We start from the raw sequence: 15,326 nt of genomic DNA on the forward strand, positions 1-15,326 counted from the left end.
GACGGCTCATGCCGTTCTACCCCGCCTCCGCCCTGATGAAATCGACGAACGCCCGGAGCGGAGCCGGGACGAAACGCCGCCCCGGATAGTACAGGTACGGGCCGGAGAACGGCCGCCACCATTCGTCGAGCACGGGTTCGAGCGCGCCGCTCGCCAGATGCGGACGCAGCCAGTCTTCGTAAAGATGCACGATGCCGAGCCCCGCACAGGCGGCATCCACGACGAGATCGACGGCGCCGCCGATCTGCACGACGAGCGGGCCCGACGGCTCCACGCGGACCACTTCGCCATTGCGCTCATACTCCCACGCCGGCATCGCGCCGCTCGCGAACCGGCCGCGCAGGCACGCGTGATCGAGCAGGTCGCGCGGATGGGCCGGCCGGCCGCGCCGCTCGAGATAGGCGGGCGCCGCGGCAGTGGCGAAGCGTTGCGAGCGCGGGCCGATGGGCACGGCGATCATGTCCTGTTCGAGGCGCTCGTCGTAACGGATGCCCGCGTCGCAGCCGGCCGCGAGGATATCGACGAAGCTTTCGTCGGCCACGACCTCGAGCCGTATCTCCGGATACGCGTCGAGAAAGCGCGGGACGATGGACGGCAGCACGAGCCGCGCCGCGCTCATCGGTACATTGAGCTTCAGCGTGCCGACCGGTCTCTCGCGAAACGTGTTCACCACGTCGAGCGCTGCCTCCACTTCGCCCAGCGCCGGCGCGAGCCGCGCGAGCAGACGCTCGCCGGCCTCGGTCGGCGACACGCTGCGCGTCGTGCGGTGCAGCAGCCGCACGCCGAGTTGCGCCTCCAGCCGGCGCACCGCTTCGCTCAGACCGGACGCGCTAGCGCCGATCGTTCGCGCACCTTCGCGAAAGCCCTTCGCCCGCGCCACTGCCACGAACGCGTTCAGATCGCCGAGATCGACTTGCATTGTTCGCCTTTTCGTACAGGTTGTGCGCATTATGACCGGTTATCGCGCAGCACAACGCGGCGTAACCTGCGATTCACTCGTTCGCTACAGGAGCAGGAGCATGTCCCCCATCGTTCAATCCGGCACGTATTCCGTCGCGGGCCGCCGCGTGCACCGCCTCGGCTATGGCGCGATGCAGCTGGCCGGCCCCGGCGTGTTCGGCCCGCCGAAGGATCGCGACGCGGCGCTCGCCGTGCTTCGCGAAGCCGTCGCATCGGGCGTCGACCACATCGACACCAGCGACTTTTACGGCCCGCACGTGACGAACCAGCTGATTCGCGACGCGTTGCATCCGTATCGTGACGATCTGCTGATCGTGACCAAGGTTGGCGCGACGCGTGGCCACGACGGTTCATGGCTGCCCGCATTCTCCGCCGGCGCGCTGGCGACCGCCGTGCACGACAACCTGCGCAACCTGGGTCTCGACGTGCTCGACGTGGTCAACCTGCGGGTCATGTTCGACACGCACGGCACGGCCGAAGGCTCGATCGAGGCGCCGCTGTCCGCGCTGGCGGAACTGCAGCGGCAGGGCCTCGTGCGGCACATCGGGCTGAGCAACGTGACGGCCGCGCAGATCGCCGAAGGGCGCCGGATTTGCGACATCGTCTGCGTGCAGAATCATTACAACCTCGCGTACCGCGACGACGATGACCTGATCGATGCGCTTGCACGTGACGGCATCGCCTACGTGCCGTACTTTCCGCTGGGCGGCTTCAGTCCGTTGCAGTCTGCCACGCTGGACGCGGTCGCCGCGCGGCTCGGCGCGACGCCGATGCAGACCGCGCTCGCGTGGCTGCTGAGGCGCGCGCCGAACATCCTGCTGATACCGGGGACGTCGTCGGTCGCGCATCTGCGCGAGAATCTGGCCGCGGGTGGGTTGGTGTTGGCGGAAGACGCCGTGCGTGAGCTCGACGGTGTCGCGTCCGCTCGCGGCTGAGGCCAGACGTCCGGCTCGGCCTGGGCGCCGCTTGTCTGCCGGTGTCGCTCGTGAGCCGCGACCGGGCCGCCGGCACACTCGTCAGCGGGGGCGCGCGCCGGGGCCCGACATCGCGCTATGGGCGCTGTATCCTTCCCGGCGTTTGTCGAGTGCGCGCGTTTCCGCGTTTCCCGATCACCTCGAGGGCGCCTTTCCGTCCGGCACGCCGGAAGAACGGGCCGCCTATATCGACACGCAGCAGTGAAGCGGCGTCGCTCGCGGTGTCTGTCCCGGATACCGCGGCCGGCGCGATCGCGCTACGACCGGTCGCGGTTGCGCGCGCGCGTCGCGCCCGTGATCACCGCGATGCCGAACAGGATGACGGCCACGATCTCGATGATGTGCTGCGACACGTGCAGCGTCGTCAATCCCCAGGCCACGCCGCCGATGAAAATGATCCATCCGACCAGGTAGATAAGCAGGGTCATCGTTCCTCTCCTTGCGGTTCGGGTTCATCGCGCGGACTGCGGTCGCGCGGCGGGCGGCGTTTCGTCGTACCCGTGCCGCCAGGTGCCGTGCCAGCCGTCATGGCGCCAACCTGCGATGCCGATGTGGATGTCGCCTGATTGGCCCGTCACGTCGATGCCCGAATACCTGTAGGTCCACAGGTATTCGATGCGGCGAGCAAGGCATGTGCCACCGCGCGGCACGAACCTTGCTCCGCCGGCGCATCAAGTGACGCACCGGACATGCCGCGATGCGTCCGGGCTTCCGGTGCGACAGGCGGGTCGCGCGCAGCCCGCGCGACCCGCAACACGCGAGATCACGACGCCGACAACCTCACCGACATCCCCGTCGCCGTATAAACCGGCGTCGCCTTGAACCCGTCGACCGTCACCGTCGAGAACTTCGCCGCGGCCGCCGCGCCGTCGATCAGCGCGATGGTGTCGCCGGCCTTCGGCGCATAGCCGTTCACGAACTTCACGTGCAGCGTGCCGCCGGCGACGGTGAGCGGGCCGCCGACGCGCAGGCGTCCGCCGCCGTTGCCGTCGATGTCGAGTTCGAGCGTCGTGTTGTCGAGCTGCGTGTAGCGGGTTGCGATCGTGACGGGTGCGCCTGCCGCAATCCTCACGCTACCACCCGAACCGACATACACGTCGCCGTTGCCGAACGCCGTCGCGGATGCCGCCGCGAGCGTGCCGCCGCTGACCTGCGTGCCGCCCGCATAGCTGTTGTTGCCCGCGAGCGTCAGCGTGCCGGTGCCTTGCAGCGTCAGCTTGCCGGCGCCGGCGATATCGTTGCGCCACTGGTCGGCCGCGTTGAGCCCACCCTGCGACGCGTTCATCGATACGACCACGTTGCCGTTGAACGCACCGTAGCCGTCGGCCGCGGCGAACAGGTTCAGGCGGCCCCAGCCTTCCGCATCGTCCATCACCGGGTAGCCGGACGAAATTTCGGTGGTCTTCAGCACGACGCGCCGCTGATCCGCGCTCAGGTACGGGAAGCGCGTCTGCAGCAGGATCTCGGCGCCCTTCGGCACGACGGGCGGTGCGTCGGTCGACTCGATCGCGCCGAAGCCGAACGTCAGGCGTCGCATGAAGGCCGTCTTGTTGGCCGTGTAATCCGCGAACCGGTCGGTGGCCGTCGTGCCCGAGTGCGCGAAGGCGGCGAACGTCGTGTCGGTCGTCCCCGTGAGCTGCTGCAGCGCCTGGTGGGCCTGGCCGTACGCGGCCTGCGCGTCGCTCGCATAGGCGGTCAGGTTCGCCGCGCTGACGGCCAGCGCGAGCATGCGGCCGCCGATCACGTCGAGCGGCGAGTGCATGCCGGCGACGATCCGGTTCTCGCCCAGTTCGAGGCCGCGGCTGACCATCTCCTGGAAGCGCTCCGGCACGAGCCACGCCATCGTCATCGCATCGCGGAACGCTTCGGCCGAGTGGCCGCTGATGAAGCCGCCGTCGGTCGCCGGCGTCGTGCTTTCCGCCGGAACGAGCGTCGGCGCGACGACGACGCTCGCGCTCCAGCGATAGGGCCGCGCGTACTTGTAGAAGCGCTTCGCGGGCTCGGTCGACGCGTTGTTGCCCATTTCGTTGAGCAGGTCGACGACCTTGCCGAAATTCGTGTTCGTGCTGCTGCCGACGCCGGTGTTGTTGCCGGAATCGTTGTACAGCACCGTCGTCGCGTCGGCGGGCACGCTGGTGATGCTGGTCGTCTGCTGCGCGGCCGTGCGCCACGCGTCGGTGAGCGGGCCCATGCCGTCGGTCACGCTGTAGCCCTTGCCGCGCCGGTCGTCGAAGTAGGCGGCGTCAGCCTGCTGCTGCGTGCGCGCGGTCGTTGCGTTGACCACATATTGGACATTGGCCGCCAGCACCGTGTCGTTCAGGATCGTGCCGCACGGCGTGCCGCTGCCGGGCAGGCCCGAGCAGGTCGACGCCGTGATCGCCGGAAAGGCGCCGTTGGCCGGCGCGTTCACGCCCGCATCGACGAGCATCGTCGACGGCTGCCACAGGTCGAGAAAGCGGCTCACCACGCGCACCGCGGCGTTGGTCGACAACGTCGCATAGCGCGCATCGCCGCGCTGGTTGGTCGCGACGTTGTCGACGAAGGCCGGCACGCTCGGCACGGGCGCGCTGTCGACGAAGCCCGGGTCGGCCGGCGGCGCCGGAACGGCCGCGAGGGTCGTCGGGGTCGACGCTGCATCGTCGCCGCCGCCGCACGCGGCGAGGACGATCGCACTCGAGAGCGCTGCGACGTGCAGCGGGAAACGGCTTCGTGACGCGAACATGCAAGACTCCATCCTGAGTATCGAAGATGGCGGATTGTCGTGGGTGATCGTGACGCAGCCGTTAAGGATTTGTTTCGGGTCGTGCTCGATGGGCCCGAATGCTCACTATCGGGTGAATTCGTGATGCTGAACGTAACGGTCACGCCGGCTCGGCGAACGATTCCGCGCCGGCGCGGCACACGCGGTTTCTGCCGTGGCGCTTGGCCTCATAGAGCGCGAGGTCGGCCTGATGCGACAGCGCCTGCACGGACGCCGGCCGGGCGCGATGGCCGGTCGCGCAGCCGATGCTGACCGTAAACGCGGGCACCGTCTCGGCGACCCCGTCGAGCCGGTTGCATTCCACCGCGCGGCGAATCGCTTCCGCGACCTTCGCGGCGCCGCTTTCGTCGGTATCGGGCAACAGCACGACGAATTCCTCGCCGCCGTAACGTGCGGCGAGATCGCCGCGCCGCCGCGTATGCGTGCGGATGCATTCGGCGAGAAACCGCAGCGCGGTGTCGCCTTGCGCGTGGCCGTACCGGTCGTTGTACTGCTTGAAGTGATCGGCGTCGATGAACAGCACCGACAGGCTGCCGTCGCTGCCGCGCTGCAGCCGTTCCCATTCGTCGGCGAGCGCGGCATCGAGCGCGCGACGGTTGTGCAGGCCCGTCAACGGATCGGTGCGCGTCATGTCGGTGAGCAGCGTCTGCTTGCGCAGGTTGTCCCGCAGCGCGAATGCGAGCAGCCACACCACCGCGCAGAACAGCGCGCCGATGACGGACGCCGATACCCCGACCGTCCACGTCAGGCGCGTGATGCCGGCCAGCACGTCGTCCTCGGCCGGCGCGACGACGGCGATCAGCGGCGTCCCCGGCACCCGCTGGTACGTGTACAGCCGCACCGTGCCGTCGATGCTCGAGCGCGCGGCATAGAAGCCCGATTCCTGGCTCACCATCCGGTCGAACGACTTCGACCGGCGCAGATGGACCATCTGGTGATCGCTCAACGGCGGGTTTCGCGCGAGGATCGTGCCGTCCGCGCGCAGGATCGCGCTGACGCCGTGCGGCCCGACGTTCAGGCGGGAAAGAAGCCGATCGAAGTAGGCGAGGTCGATGGCGACGACCGCGATGCCGTTGAACGTGTGATCCGGCCGTTCGATGCGCCGCGACAAGGCGATCGATTCCTTGCCGGCGCGTGAACGCGCGCGGTACGCCTCGGATACGTAGAGGCCGACGTTGTCCGCGTCGCGATGGACCTTGAAGTAGTCGCGATCGCTGAAGTCCCAGTTGTGGGTCGGGCCGCAACAGCCGTCGATCAGCCGGCCGTACCGGTCCGTCACGCCCATGCCGGTCACGTATTGCGCGGCCGTGCGCTCGAACAGCACGTCGTGACGCAGGCCGGCGTCCATGCGCGCGACGGCGGGGTTGACGAGATCGGCGGCAAGTGCGACGAGCGCATTGTTGGACGTCTCGACGGTGCGCGCGATCTCGCTGACCAGGACGGCCGCGACGTTGCGCGACGTCTCGTGCGCATGTTCGACGACTTCGTTTCGCGCGGCCCACAGCGTCGCCGCGCTGATGCCGAGCGCCGCGAGCGACATCAGCGTGCCCAGCACGCCGACGATCAGGTGGTGGCGGCCGGCCCAGTCGGCAATTTTCTCGATCGAAGTGGATGCAGGCATTGCTCGCGCTCGTGCGGGAAGCCGGCTGCGGGTGCAGCGGCGCTGATCAAATCCGGGTTAACGGCAGGGTTGCCCGGAAATCGAGGCCGGCATGCGAACAGAGGGCAGCACGAATGGCGCAAACGTGTGCGGGCGGAGCGCACCGGCAGCGACGCGCCCCGCGACGACTGCGCAACAGCGGCCGATGAGGGCCGCCGCGCGGCTTCAGTCGAGCCCGCCCTGGCACAGGTACTTGATCGACAGGTAGTCGTCGAGGCCGTAGCGCGAGCCTTCGCGGCCGTAGCCCGATTCCTTCACGCCGCCGAACGGCGCGGCCTCGCTCGCGAGCGCGCCCTCGTTGATGCCGACGATGCCCGTTTCGAGCCGCGCCGACACGCGCGCGATGCGGCGGATGTCCTGCGTGTAGAAATACGCGGCGAGCCCGAACGGCGTGTCGTTCGCGGCGTCGACGGCTTCGTCTTCCGTGTCGAACGGAAACAGTGCGGCGACCGGGCCGAAGGTTTCCTCGCAGGTCAGCTGCATGTCGGCAGTGGCGCCGGCGAGCACCGTCGGCGCGTAGTAGTTCGGCCCGAGTTCGGGCAGGCGCTTGCCGCCCGCGAGCACGCGTGCGCCGCGCTCGATTGCGTCGCCGACGTGGCGCGCGATCTTGTCGACCGCGCGCGCGTTGATCATCGGGCCGATCTGCGCGGCCGGGTCGGTCGCCGGCGCGACCTTCAGCGCGGCAACGCGCGCCGCGAGCTTCGCGGCGAATGCGTCATAGACGCCGGCCTGTACGTACACGCGATTCGGCGACACGCAGGTCTGGCCGCCGTTGCGGAACTTGGCGGCCATCAGCCCGTCGACCGCGGCGTCGAGCTCGGCATCGTCGAACACGATGAACGGCGCATTGCCGCCGAGTTCCAGCGACAGCTTCTTCAGCGTCGCCGCCGATTCGCGTGCGAGCAGCTTGCCGACGGGCGTCGATCCGGTGAACGTGATCTTGCGCACGCGGCCGTCGGCGAGCCAGTCGGCCACCGCGTCGATGCCGCGTTCGCGCGACGCGGCGATCAGGTTCAGCACGCCGGGCGGCACGCCGGCCTCCTGGGCGAGGAACGCGAGCGCGAGCGCGGTGAGCGGCGTGTCCTCCGCCGGCTTCGCGACGACGGTGCAGCCGGCCGCGAGTGCGGGCGCGATCTTGCGCGCGATCATCGCGAGCGGGAAATTCCACGGCGTGACCGCGGCGACGATGCCGATGGGCTCCTTGACCGCGCTCAGCCGCTTGCCGCGCTGCTGCTGCGGAATCAGGTCGCCGTAGGTGCGCGTCGCTTCCTCGGCGAACCACAGCACGTACGACGCGCCGTAGGCGACTTCGCCGCGCGCTTCCGCGAGCGGCTTGCCCTGTTCGCGCGCCATCAGCTTCGCGAGATCGTCGGTGTGCGCGACGATCGCCGCGTGCCACGCACGCAGGATCGCGGCGCGTTCGCGAGCGGGCATCGCGCGCCATGCGGGCAGCGCGCGTGCTGCCGCGTCGGTCGCGGCGCGCGCGTCGGCGGCGCCGCTGTCGGGTGCATGGGCAACGATCTCGAGCGTCGCCGGATCGGTGACGTCGAAGCGACGGCCGTCGAGCGCATCGCGCCACGTGCCGTCGATCAGGTTGGCGGTGCGCATGAGTTCGGTGCGGGACAGCGTAAGCGGCATGACAGGTCCTTGGATGAATGGGTTCGGTGACGTGCGCGGCGGCGCGGGCGCGCGACTACCCCGTGCGGACAGCGTGCTGCCGCGTTCGCGGGTGCCGCGCGCCGGCCGTCAGTGACGTTCGCCGAACAGCGATTCGAGCGGGTAGTGCCGTTTGACGAACGGCGACTTGATGATCACGTAACTGAAATACTTCTCGATGCCGATGTTCTGCTCGAGCAGCCCTTCGACGATCGTCTGGTAATGGCTCACGCTGCGCGTGATGAACTTCAGCAGATAGTCGTAGCCGCCGCTCGCGAGGTGGCACTCGACGATCTCGTCGACATTGCGGATCGCCGCGACGAAACGGTCGAAATCTTCACGACGGTGGTCGGCCAGCGTGACCTCGGTAAACACGACCTGCACGTCGCCGAGTTTCTCGAGCTGGATGTGCGCGCCGTAGCCGCCGATGTAGCCGGCCTTCTCGAGCCGCTTCACGCGGATCAGGCAGGGGCTGGGCGACAGCCCGACCGCATCGGCCAGCTCGACGTTGGTCATGCGGCCGCGCTTCTGCAACTGGGAGAGGATGCGCAGGTCGATGCGATCCAGCTTGCTGTCCGTCATGTTCACGTGAGAGGGAAAAAATGGAATGTCCGGTTACTTTAGAGTCGAACGATGGCCGCCACAAGCCCGGCTTTCCCTTGGCCCGTCATGCCGGCTGCGCGTGCGCGGCGTCGAGCGCGCGCTGCACGCCCGCGTCGGCCAGCACGTCGTCGAGCGTCTTGCGCACGCGTTCGAACATCAGGTCGAACTCGCCCGCGGTGAAGCTCAGCGCCGGCGCGAAGCCGAGCACGCCGTCGCCGAATGCGCGGAACACCACGCCGTTCGCGTACGCGGCGGCGGCAATCTTGTCGGGCACGTTCAGCGCCGGGTCGAAGCGCGTCTTGTGCACCTTGTCGGCAACCAGTTCGAGCGCGCCGAGCAGGCCGGCCGAGCGCGCATCGCCCACGAGCGGATGCGCGCGCAGCGCGTCGAGCCCGGCCGCGAAGCGCGGCGCCAGCGCCTGGCCGTTCGCGAGCAGCCCGCCTTCGTGGTACAGCTTCAGCACCTCGAGACCGATCGCCGCGCTGACGGGGTGCGCGGAATACGTATAACCGTGTCCGACCGCGGCCGACTCGGTGCGGCTGCCCGCGATCCCTTCGTAGACTTCGTCGGACATCAGCACCGCACCCATCGGCGCATAGCCGGCGGTCAAACCCTTCGCGACGGTCATCAGGTCCGGATCGACCTGCTCGGTCTCGCACGCGAACAGCGGGCCCGTGCGGCCGAAGCCGGTGATCACCTCGTCGGCGACGAACAGGATGCCGAGGCGCCGGCAAGCGTCGCGCATCGCCTTCAGCCAGCCGGCCGGCGGCACGATCACGCCGCCCGAGCCCTGCACGGGCTCGCAGAAGAACGCCGCGACGTTGTCCGCGCCGAGCTCGGCGACTTTCGCCTCGAGTGCGGCGACCGACGTGGCGATCAGCGCCTGCGGATCGTCGCCGAGCGGATGGCGATACGGGTAGGGCGACGGAATATGGTGCTGGTCCGCGCGCGGCAGGTCGAAATGGCGGTGGAACGCGGGCAGCGCGGTGAGCCCGGCACCGATCGACGACGAGCCGTGATAGCCGCGCTCGAGCGCGATCATCTGCTTCTTCGACGGGCGGCCGGTCGCGTTGAAATAGTGCGTGATGAAGCGCACCGCGGAGTCGACGGCGTCCGAGCCGCCGAGCGTGAAGTACACGCGGTTCAGCGACGGCGGGGCGAGCGCCGCGAGCCGTTCGGCGAGCTCGATCGCGGGCTGCGAGCCGAAATGGAAATAGCCGGTCGCGTAGGGCAGCTTCGTCATCTGCTCGGCGGCGGCCTTCACGATGCTGTCGCGGCCGTAGCCGACGTTGACGCACCACAGGCCCGAGAACGCATCGAGCAGCGTGTGGCCGTCGGCGTCGCGCAGGAACACGCCGTCCGCGGATTCGAGCACGGTGACGCCGCGCGCCTCGTGCACGCGGTAGTTGACGACGGGGTGGATCAGGTGTTGACGATCGGCTTCGATCAGCGCGGCTTGGTTCATGGCAGTGCGGGACTCTCGTCGGGTGTCAGCGGTGAGTTCATGCTAACGGGCGAGAAATCCGCGCGCGCCTTCAATTTTCCGCCTGAAACGTATGGCCGCGGCGTTTGCACGGGGCGCTTCGGCATTTTCTGCTGCGTGCCCCGCGGGGCCGGGCGCGCGCGTCAGTAGCCGCGCGCGCGATCGACGATGCCGATCATCGGCTGTCCCGCGCGATGGCGCGCGAGGTTCTCGAGCACGGCGTCGACCGCGGTGTCGGGCCGCGTCGCGCTCGCGATGTGCGGCGTGATGCGAATGCGCGGATGCGTCCAGAACGGGTGGCCGGCCGGTAGCGGTTCAGGGTCCGTCACGTCGAGGATCGCGCTGTCGAGCCGCCCGCTGTCGAGCGCGGCGAGCAGCGCGGCCGCATCGAGCTGCGGGCCGCGCCCGACCTGCACGAGCGCTGCGCCGGCCGGCAGTGCGTCGAACACGCGCGCGCCGAGCAGCCCGCGGGTGCTGTCGGTGAGCGGCAGCAGGCAGATCAGGATGTCGGTGCGGGCCAGGAACGCATCGAGCGCCGCGTCGCCCGCGTAGCAGTCGACGCCGTCGAGCGTGCGCGGCGTGCGGCTCCAGCCGGCGCACGGGAAGCCGAAGCGCCGCAGCGTGTCGAGCACGGCCTGGCCGAGCGTGCCGAGCCCGAGCACGCCGACGCGCCGCGACGCGGCCGCGCGCACCGGCTTCTCGCGCCACACCTGCGCGCGCTGTTGCGCCGCATAGTCGAACAGGTCGCGGTGGATCGTCAGCACGGCCTGCGTCACATACTCGACCATGCCTTCGACGATGCCGCGCTCGATCATCCGCACGACCGGAATGTGCGCGGGCACGCGCGACAGGTCGAACTGATCGATGCCGGCGCCCACCGAAAACACGATCTCGAGGTTCGGCAGCAGCGTGGCCGGATCGTCCGGCGGCTGCCACGCGGCGAGGTAGCGCACCGCGCGCGGATCGCCGATGTCCGGCCAGATCCGGAACGTGAGGTCGGGCGCCTGTTGCGCGAAGCGCTGCGCCCATTGCGCGCCGCGCACGGGATCGGCCTTGTACAGGAAGCTCATCGTGCGTGCCGTTCAGCCCAGCGCCTGGTTGACGATCGCGAACGCACGCAGCGCGGGGTCGCGCGCGGGCGCCGCACCGCGTGCCATCGCGACGACGGTATCGACGCGCGGCAGGCCGAGCCCCTGCAGCCAGTCCGACAGCCCGCTGTCGCCTGGCACGTCGAGCCGCACGAACATGCCTTCGTGCAGCGCGAGCCAGTGGCTGATGAGTGCCTGCGCGCGCAGCGCGTCCGGTGCGATCACGGGGCCGATCGCATGACCGCGGCCGAAGCGGCGGAACAGCGCGAAGCCGAGCAGTTCGCCGTCGCGGTCGAGCGCGATCCCGTTCGCGACGTCGAGCAGCGCATCGATCACCGCGCCGCGCGCGTAGCCTGCCGCGCGCGACGCCAGCGCCGCGAGGCGCGGCCCGTCGTTCGTGCCGAGCGGGCGCAGGCGCTCGCCCGGCGGCAGCGAGATCAGCGGCGGCTGGAACGCGGCGCCCTGGTGCTGGTCGATCGTGCCGATCGCCTGGAAGCCGAATTTCACATAGAGCGGTTCGCCGGACGGCGTTGCATGGAGGAATATCGTGCGCGCGCCGAAGCTGTCGACGACGCGTGCGAGCAGTTCGCGGCCGATGCCGCGGCCCTGGCGCTCGGGCGACACGATCACCATGCCGAGCGATGCGTGCGAGTCGTCGAAGCGCCAGCCGAGCGCGGTGCCGACGATGCCGGCTTCGTCTTCGGCGACGAAGCCGCCGCCGAGCTGGAGCGCGAAGCGCCAGTCGTCGAGGCGGTGCGGCCACTTGACCGCTTCCGACAGCCGGTGTGCGGCGGGCAGGTCGGTTTCGGCGAACGGGCGATAGATAAGCGTGCTGGAAGAGTTGAGGTCGGCCACGCCGGACTCCGGATGGGTAGGAATGACGTATCGACTCTGCCAGCGACACCGCGGCGCGGATAGGACGATTCGCCTGTTTTCCGGCGGCGGCGACCGCGCGCGAGAGATCGACGCAAACCCGCTCGATCGGCGCGCACGAACGCGCGCATCGTGCCGGCGCGGCCGGTCATCGCGGCAGCTTCTGCCGCATGAACGACAGTACGATGGAAGCAGGGTGGCGCGCCGCTCGCTGCCACGTTGCACCGCGTGGCGGCCGTGCCGGGCACGCGCGTCGCGGTGTCGCGAGACCCGTCGGCCGGTCGGAGCGCACCGCACGGAATCGCACCGCAGATCGTGCCGTGCAGCGCGCCCAACACGCGGTGATTCTGCGTTTTGACCGGCGCCGAACGATGTGCGAAGGACTTTTTGCCCTGATTCAATTTCGTACAACCCAGCCCGTCCCCGGCCCTGCCGGGGCTTCACACCGACAGGACGTCACCATGATCCAGTTTGAACCGAAGTTCATCACGTTCGATTGCTACGGCACGCTGACCCGCTTCCGGATGGCGGAAATGGCGCGCGAGGTCTACGCGGACCGGCTGTCGCCGGTCGCGCTCGAGGAATTTGTGCGCGCGTTCGCCGCCTATCGGCTCGACGAGGTGCTTGGCGCATGGAAGCCGTACCGCGACGTCGTCGTCAACGCGATCCGGCGCACCTGTGCGCGAATCGGCGTGAAGTTCGACGAAGCCGAGGCCGAGCGCTTCTATCTGGCCGTGCCGACCTGGGGCCCGCACCCGGACGTGCCGGCGGGACTGTCGCGGCTGGCCAGCAAATACAAGCTCGTGATCCTGTCGAACGCGTCGGACGACCAGATCATGAGCAACGTCGACAAGCTCGGCGCGCCGTTCCATGCGGTGTTCACCGCGCAGCAGGCGCAGTCGTACAAGCCGCGCATGCAGGGCTTCGAATACATGTTCGGTAAGCTCGGCTGCAAGCCGGAGGACGTGCTGCACGTGTCGTCCAGCCTGCGCTACGACCTGATGACGGCCGAGGACCTCGGCATCAAGCACAAGGCGTTCGTGAACCGCGGTCACGAGCCGGGCACGCCGTTCTACAACTACTACGAGGTGTCCGACATCGGCCATCTCGCGACGCAGCTCGGGCTGTAGGCGCCGCTCGCGGGCATGTGCCGCGCGCCGTGCGGGCATGCCCGGCGGAATCCACGGAGGGCGACTGCGATGGCCGCTTTCCCGTCGCGCGTTCGATCAGCGCACGAACCGAGGGTAATTACCGAGACTGAGCCGTTCAAGGCGGGGCCGCTCCAGGTCGATATATGTACCGAATGGTTAATATCGAGAGGCCCTCCGCATGAAGTTGTCCACGAAACTGCTGATGCTTGTCGCCGCGGCGCTGCTCGGCGTCGTATTGCTTGCCGTGATGTCGCTGCACACGCTGCGCGATGCGTTGATCGACAGCCGTCGCGAAGAGATCGTCATTCTTCTGACGAAGGCCGAGCACCTGGTCGATTCGTACCGCGCGTTGCAGGCAAACGGCACGCTCACCCGGGATCAGGCGCAGCAGCAGGCCAAGGCCGCGCTGTCGGCGCTCAATGCGAACTCGACGAGCTACTACTGGGTCACGACGGCCGACGGCGTCAACCTCGTGCATCCGAACGCGAAGTTCGTCGGCACCCGCGCCAAGGGCAACCGCACGACCAGCGGCATGACCGACAGCGAGGCGTACCGCGCCGGGATGGCGGCGGCGCATTTCGCGCTCGTCGACGTGCTGGTCAAGCGCAGCCCGGACGCGGACGTGGAGCCGAAGCTTCAGGGCGTGGTCGCCATTCCGGATTGGGACTGGTGGATCGGCACCGGATTCTTCTACGACGACATCAACGCGGCGTTTACCCGGCTCGCACTGGTGCTCGGCGCTATCACGCTCGTCATCGCCGCGGCGCTCGCGGCGATCGCGTGGGGTGTGCTGCGCAGCGTCCGGCTCACGCTCGGCGGCGAGCCCGCGCATGCGACCGAGATGGCGGCCCGCATCGCAGCCGGCGAACTCGACGTGCAGTTCGATACGACGAACGCCGCGCCGGGAAGCCTGCTCGTCGCGCTCGGCGACATGAAGGCACGGCTGACCGAGACCATCGCCGAGATCCAGACCACGACCCACTCGATTGCCGTCGGCACCGGCGAGATCGCGCAAGGCAATCTGGACCTGTCGCAGCGCACCGAGGAGCAGGCCGCGTCGCTGCAGGAAACGGCCGCCAGCATGGAGCAGATCACGTCGACGGTCAAACAGAATGCCGACAATGCGCGTCAGGCGAATGCGCTCGTGACCCACGCCAAGGAGGCGACCGAACTCGGCGGTGCCGCCGTGCAGGAGGTCGTCGAAACGATGCGGCAGATTTCGGACGGGTCGGTGCGGATCGCCGACATTACCGTCGTGATCGAAAGCATCGCGTTCCAGACGAACATTCTCGCGCTCAACGCCGCGGTCGAAGCGGCGCGCGCGGGCGAGGAAGGGCGCGGGTTCGCCGTCGTCGCGTCGGAGGTCCGCTCGCTCGCGCAACGCAGCGCGGCGGCGGCGAAGGACATCAAGGGATTGATCGCGACATCGGTCGAGCGAGTGGGCAGCGGCGGCCGGCTCGTCGAGGCAGCGGGGGCGCGCATGACGGAGATCGTCCGGTCGATCGACCGGGTGGCCGACATCATGGGCGAGATTTCCGCGGCATCCGCCGAGCAAAGCACCGGCATCGAACAGATCGGCCTGGCGGTCGCGCAAATGGACGAAGTCACCCAGCAGAACGCCGCGCTCGTGGAGCAGGCTGCCGCTGCCGCGTCGTCGCTCGACGAGCAGGCGGCGCGGTTGCGGGCCGCCGTATCGGTGTTCCGGCTGGGCGCCTGACGGCCGGCGGCACGAAACGATCACGCAGCGCAAGCGCTGCGTCTCGCACGCCTGCTGCGGCTCTTTGTCATTCGCGGCGACGCATGGTGTATCGCCCGCGCCGAATTCGGTCGCGTCTTCACCGTCCGGCACCAACGTGCCGGCGCCGGCCACGGACATGCATCACCTCCGCCACCACCTCCTTCACCTTGCGCCGGCAAGTGCCCGGCGCGCATTCGGACGCGCCGGTATCGACCGCCTCACGGCCGCGGATCCCGGCGTCGCGGCCCGCGGTGCGCCAGCCTTCGGGTAAGTCGACGTCGACGGCGCGGACAATCTTCTGAACTTTCATGCGGCAGTCCTGGATGGCGTGCGGCGGCGTGCGCGGCACCGGACGGCGGCGCCCTGTCGCCCGCCCGCG

General features: G+C 69.1%; 13 protein-coding genes and 1 pseudogene. 4 read left to right on the forward strand and 10 right to left on the reverse strand.

Annotated features, from left to right (window positions below; genetic code table 11):
* Positions 1 to 16: 16 nt before the first annotated feature.
* Complete coding sequence (locus DIE21_RS09405; RefSeq protein WP_124497436.1) at positions 17 to 919, reverse strand: LysR family transcriptional regulator; 903 nt, start codon at positions 917 to 919, stop codon at positions 17 to 19.
* 100 nt (positions 920 to 1,019) lie between these two features.
* On the opposite strand from DIE21_RS09405, the gene DIE21_RS09410 reads away from it, so the two are divergent.
* Both DIE21_RS09410 and DIE21_RS37705 read left to right on the forward strand, forming a co-directional pair.
* Positions 1,020 to 1,895 (forward strand): aldo/keto reductase family oxidoreductase, encoded by an 876-nt coding sequence (locus DIE21_RS09410; RefSeq protein ID WP_124497437.1) that lies wholly within the window; start codon positions 1,020 to 1,022, stop codon positions 1,893 to 1,895.
* Positions 1,892 to 2,139 (forward strand): annotated as a pseudogene (locus tag DIE21_RS37705) (LysR substrate-binding domain-containing protein); the annotation flags it as partial. The gene DIE21_RS09410 and the pseudogene DIE21_RS37705, both read left to right, overlap by 4 nt.
* Before the next feature lie 52 nt (positions 2,140 to 2,191).
* On the opposite strand, the gene DIE21_RS37145 reads toward DIE21_RS37705, so the two are convergent.
* The 8 genes from DIE21_RS37145 to DIE21_RS09450 all read right to left on the reverse strand — a co-directional run bounded on the left by DIE21_RS37145 (position 2,192) and on the right by DIE21_RS09450 (position 12,040).
* Positions 2,192 to 2,362 carry a hypothetical protein gene (locus DIE21_RS37145; protein ID WP_185640597.1) on the reverse strand — a complete coding sequence of 57 codons (171 nt, stop codon included), beginning with the start codon at positions 2,360 to 2,362 and terminating at the stop codon, positions 2,192 to 2,194.
* A gap of 335 nt (positions 2,363 to 2,697) precedes the next feature.
* Positions 2,698 to 4,656 (reverse strand): phosphatase PAP2 family protein, encoded by a 1,959-nt coding sequence (locus tag DIE21_RS09420; RefSeq protein WP_124497438.1) that lies wholly within the window; start codon positions 4,654 to 4,656, stop codon positions 2,698 to 2,700.
* A gap of 139 nt (positions 4,657 to 4,795) precedes the next feature.
* A complete protein-coding gene (locus DIE21_RS09425; protein WP_124497439.1) occupies positions 4,796 to 6,316 on the reverse strand; it encodes a diguanylate cyclase in 1,521 nt (506 codons plus the stop codon).
* Between the two features lie 204 nt (positions 6,317 to 6,520).
* Positions 6,521 to 7,993, reverse strand: a complete 1,473-nt coding sequence (locus DIE21_RS09430; RefSeq protein ID WP_124497440.1) for an NAD-dependent succinate-semialdehyde dehydrogenase — start codon at positions 7,991 to 7,993, stop codon at positions 6,521 to 6,523.
* A 108-nt stretch (positions 7,994 to 8,101) separates the two neighbouring features.
* Positions 8,102 to 8,593 carry an Lrp/AsnC family transcriptional regulator gene (locus DIE21_RS09435; protein ID WP_006749694.1) on the reverse strand — a complete coding sequence of 164 codons (492 nt, stop codon included), beginning with the start codon at positions 8,591 to 8,593 and terminating at the stop codon, positions 8,102 to 8,104.
* An 85-nt stretch (positions 8,594 to 8,678) separates the two neighbouring features.
* A complete protein-coding gene (locus tag DIE21_RS09440; protein WP_124497441.1) occupies positions 8,679 to 10,079 on the reverse strand; it encodes an aspartate aminotransferase family protein in 1,401 nt (466 codons plus the stop codon).
* A 161-nt stretch (positions 10,080 to 10,240) separates the two neighbouring features.
* Entirely contained in the window at positions 10,241 to 11,167 is a 927-nt protein-coding gene (locus tag DIE21_RS09445; protein ID WP_124497442.1) for a glyoxylate/hydroxypyruvate reductase A, read from the reverse strand.
* Positions 11,168 to 11,179: 12 nt separating this feature from the next.
* Positions 11,180 to 12,040: a GNAT family N-acetyltransferase gene (locus DIE21_RS09450; RefSeq protein ID WP_124497443.1), complete on the reverse strand. Its 861-nt coding sequence runs from the start codon at positions 12,038 to 12,040 to the stop codon at positions 11,180 to 11,182.
* Between the two features lie 479 nt (positions 12,041 to 12,519).
* Here DIE21_RS09450 and DIE21_RS09455 point away from each other — a divergent pair, with 479 nt between their 5' ends.
* Positions 12,520 to 13,188 carry a haloacid dehalogenase type II gene (locus DIE21_RS09455; RefSeq protein WP_124497444.1) on the forward strand — a complete coding sequence of 223 codons (669 nt, stop codon included), beginning with the start codon at positions 12,520 to 12,522 and terminating at the stop codon, positions 13,186 to 13,188.
* 199 nt (positions 13,189 to 13,387) lie between these two features.
* Positions 13,388 to 14,926, forward strand: coding sequence for a methyl-accepting chemotaxis protein (locus DIE21_RS09460; RefSeq protein ID WP_124497445.1), 1,539 nt, complete (start codon positions 13,388 to 13,390; stop codon positions 14,924 to 14,926).
* 118 nt (positions 14,927 to 15,044) lie between these two features.
* Here DIE21_RS09460 and DIE21_RS09465 read toward each other — a convergent pair whose 3' ends face one another.
* Positions 15,045 to 15,257: a hypothetical protein gene (locus DIE21_RS09465; RefSeq protein ID WP_185642747.1), complete on the reverse strand. Its 213-nt coding sequence runs from the start codon at positions 15,255 to 15,257 to the stop codon at positions 15,045 to 15,047.
* Positions 15,258 to 15,326 lie beyond the last annotated feature (69 nt).

Origin of the sequence: Burkholderia sp. Bp9140, from assembly GCF_003853425.1 — a bacterium.
Lineage (GTDB): Bacteria > Pseudomonadota > Gammaproteobacteria > Burkholderiales > Burkholderiaceae > Burkholderia.

What these genes read in the sequence shown, in the direction of transcription:
- DIE21_RS09410 (WP_124497437.1), top strand. Translation starts at nt 1,020, where the DNA reads ATGTCCCCCATCGTTCAATCCGGCACGTATTCCGTCGCGGGCCGCCGC.
- DIE21_RS09430 (WP_124497440.1), bottom strand. Translation starts at nt 7,993, where the DNA reads ATGCCGCTTACGCTGTCCCGCACCGAACTCATGCGCACCGCCAACCTG.
- DIE21_RS09445 (WP_124497442.1), bottom strand. Translation starts at nt 11,167, where the DNA reads ATGAGCTTCCTGTACAAGGCCGATCCCGTGCGCGGCGCGCAATGGGCG.
- DIE21_RS09420 (WP_124497438.1), bottom strand. Translation starts at nt 4,656, where the DNA reads ATGTTCGCGTCACGAAGCCGTTTCCCGCTGCACGTCGCAGCGCTCTCG.
- DIE21_RS09455 (WP_124497444.1), top strand. Translation starts at nt 12,520, where the DNA reads ATGATCCAGTTTGAACCGAAGTTCATCACGTTCGATTGCTACGGCACG.
- DIE21_RS09435 (WP_006749694.1), bottom strand. Translation starts at nt 8,593, where the DNA reads ATGACGGACAGCAAGCTGGATCGCATCGACCTGCGCATCCTCTCCCAG.
- DIE21_RS09425 (WP_124497439.1), bottom strand. Translation starts at nt 6,316, where the DNA reads ATGCCTGCATCCACTTCGATCGAGAAAATTGCCGACTGGGCCGGCCGC.
- DIE21_RS09405 (WP_124497436.1), bottom strand. Translation starts at nt 919, where the DNA reads ATGCAAGTCGATCTCGGCGATCTGAACGCGTTCGTGGCAGTGGCGCGG.
- DIE21_RS09440 (WP_124497441.1), bottom strand. Translation starts at nt 10,079, where the DNA reads ATGAACCAAGCCGCGCTGATCGAAGCCGATCGTCAACACCTGATCCAC.
- DIE21_RS09465 (WP_185642747.1), bottom strand. Translation starts at nt 15,257, where the DNA reads ATGAAAGTTCAGAAGATTGTCCGCGCCGTCGACGTCGACTTACCCGAA.
- DIE21_RS09460 (WP_124497445.1), top strand. Translation starts at nt 13,388, where the DNA reads ATGAAGTTGTCCACGAAACTGCTGATGCTTGTCGCCGCGGCGCTGCTC.
- DIE21_RS37145 (WP_185640597.1), bottom strand. Translation starts at nt 2,362, where the DNA reads ATGACCCTGCTTATCTACCTGGTCGGATGGATCATTTTCATCGGCGGC.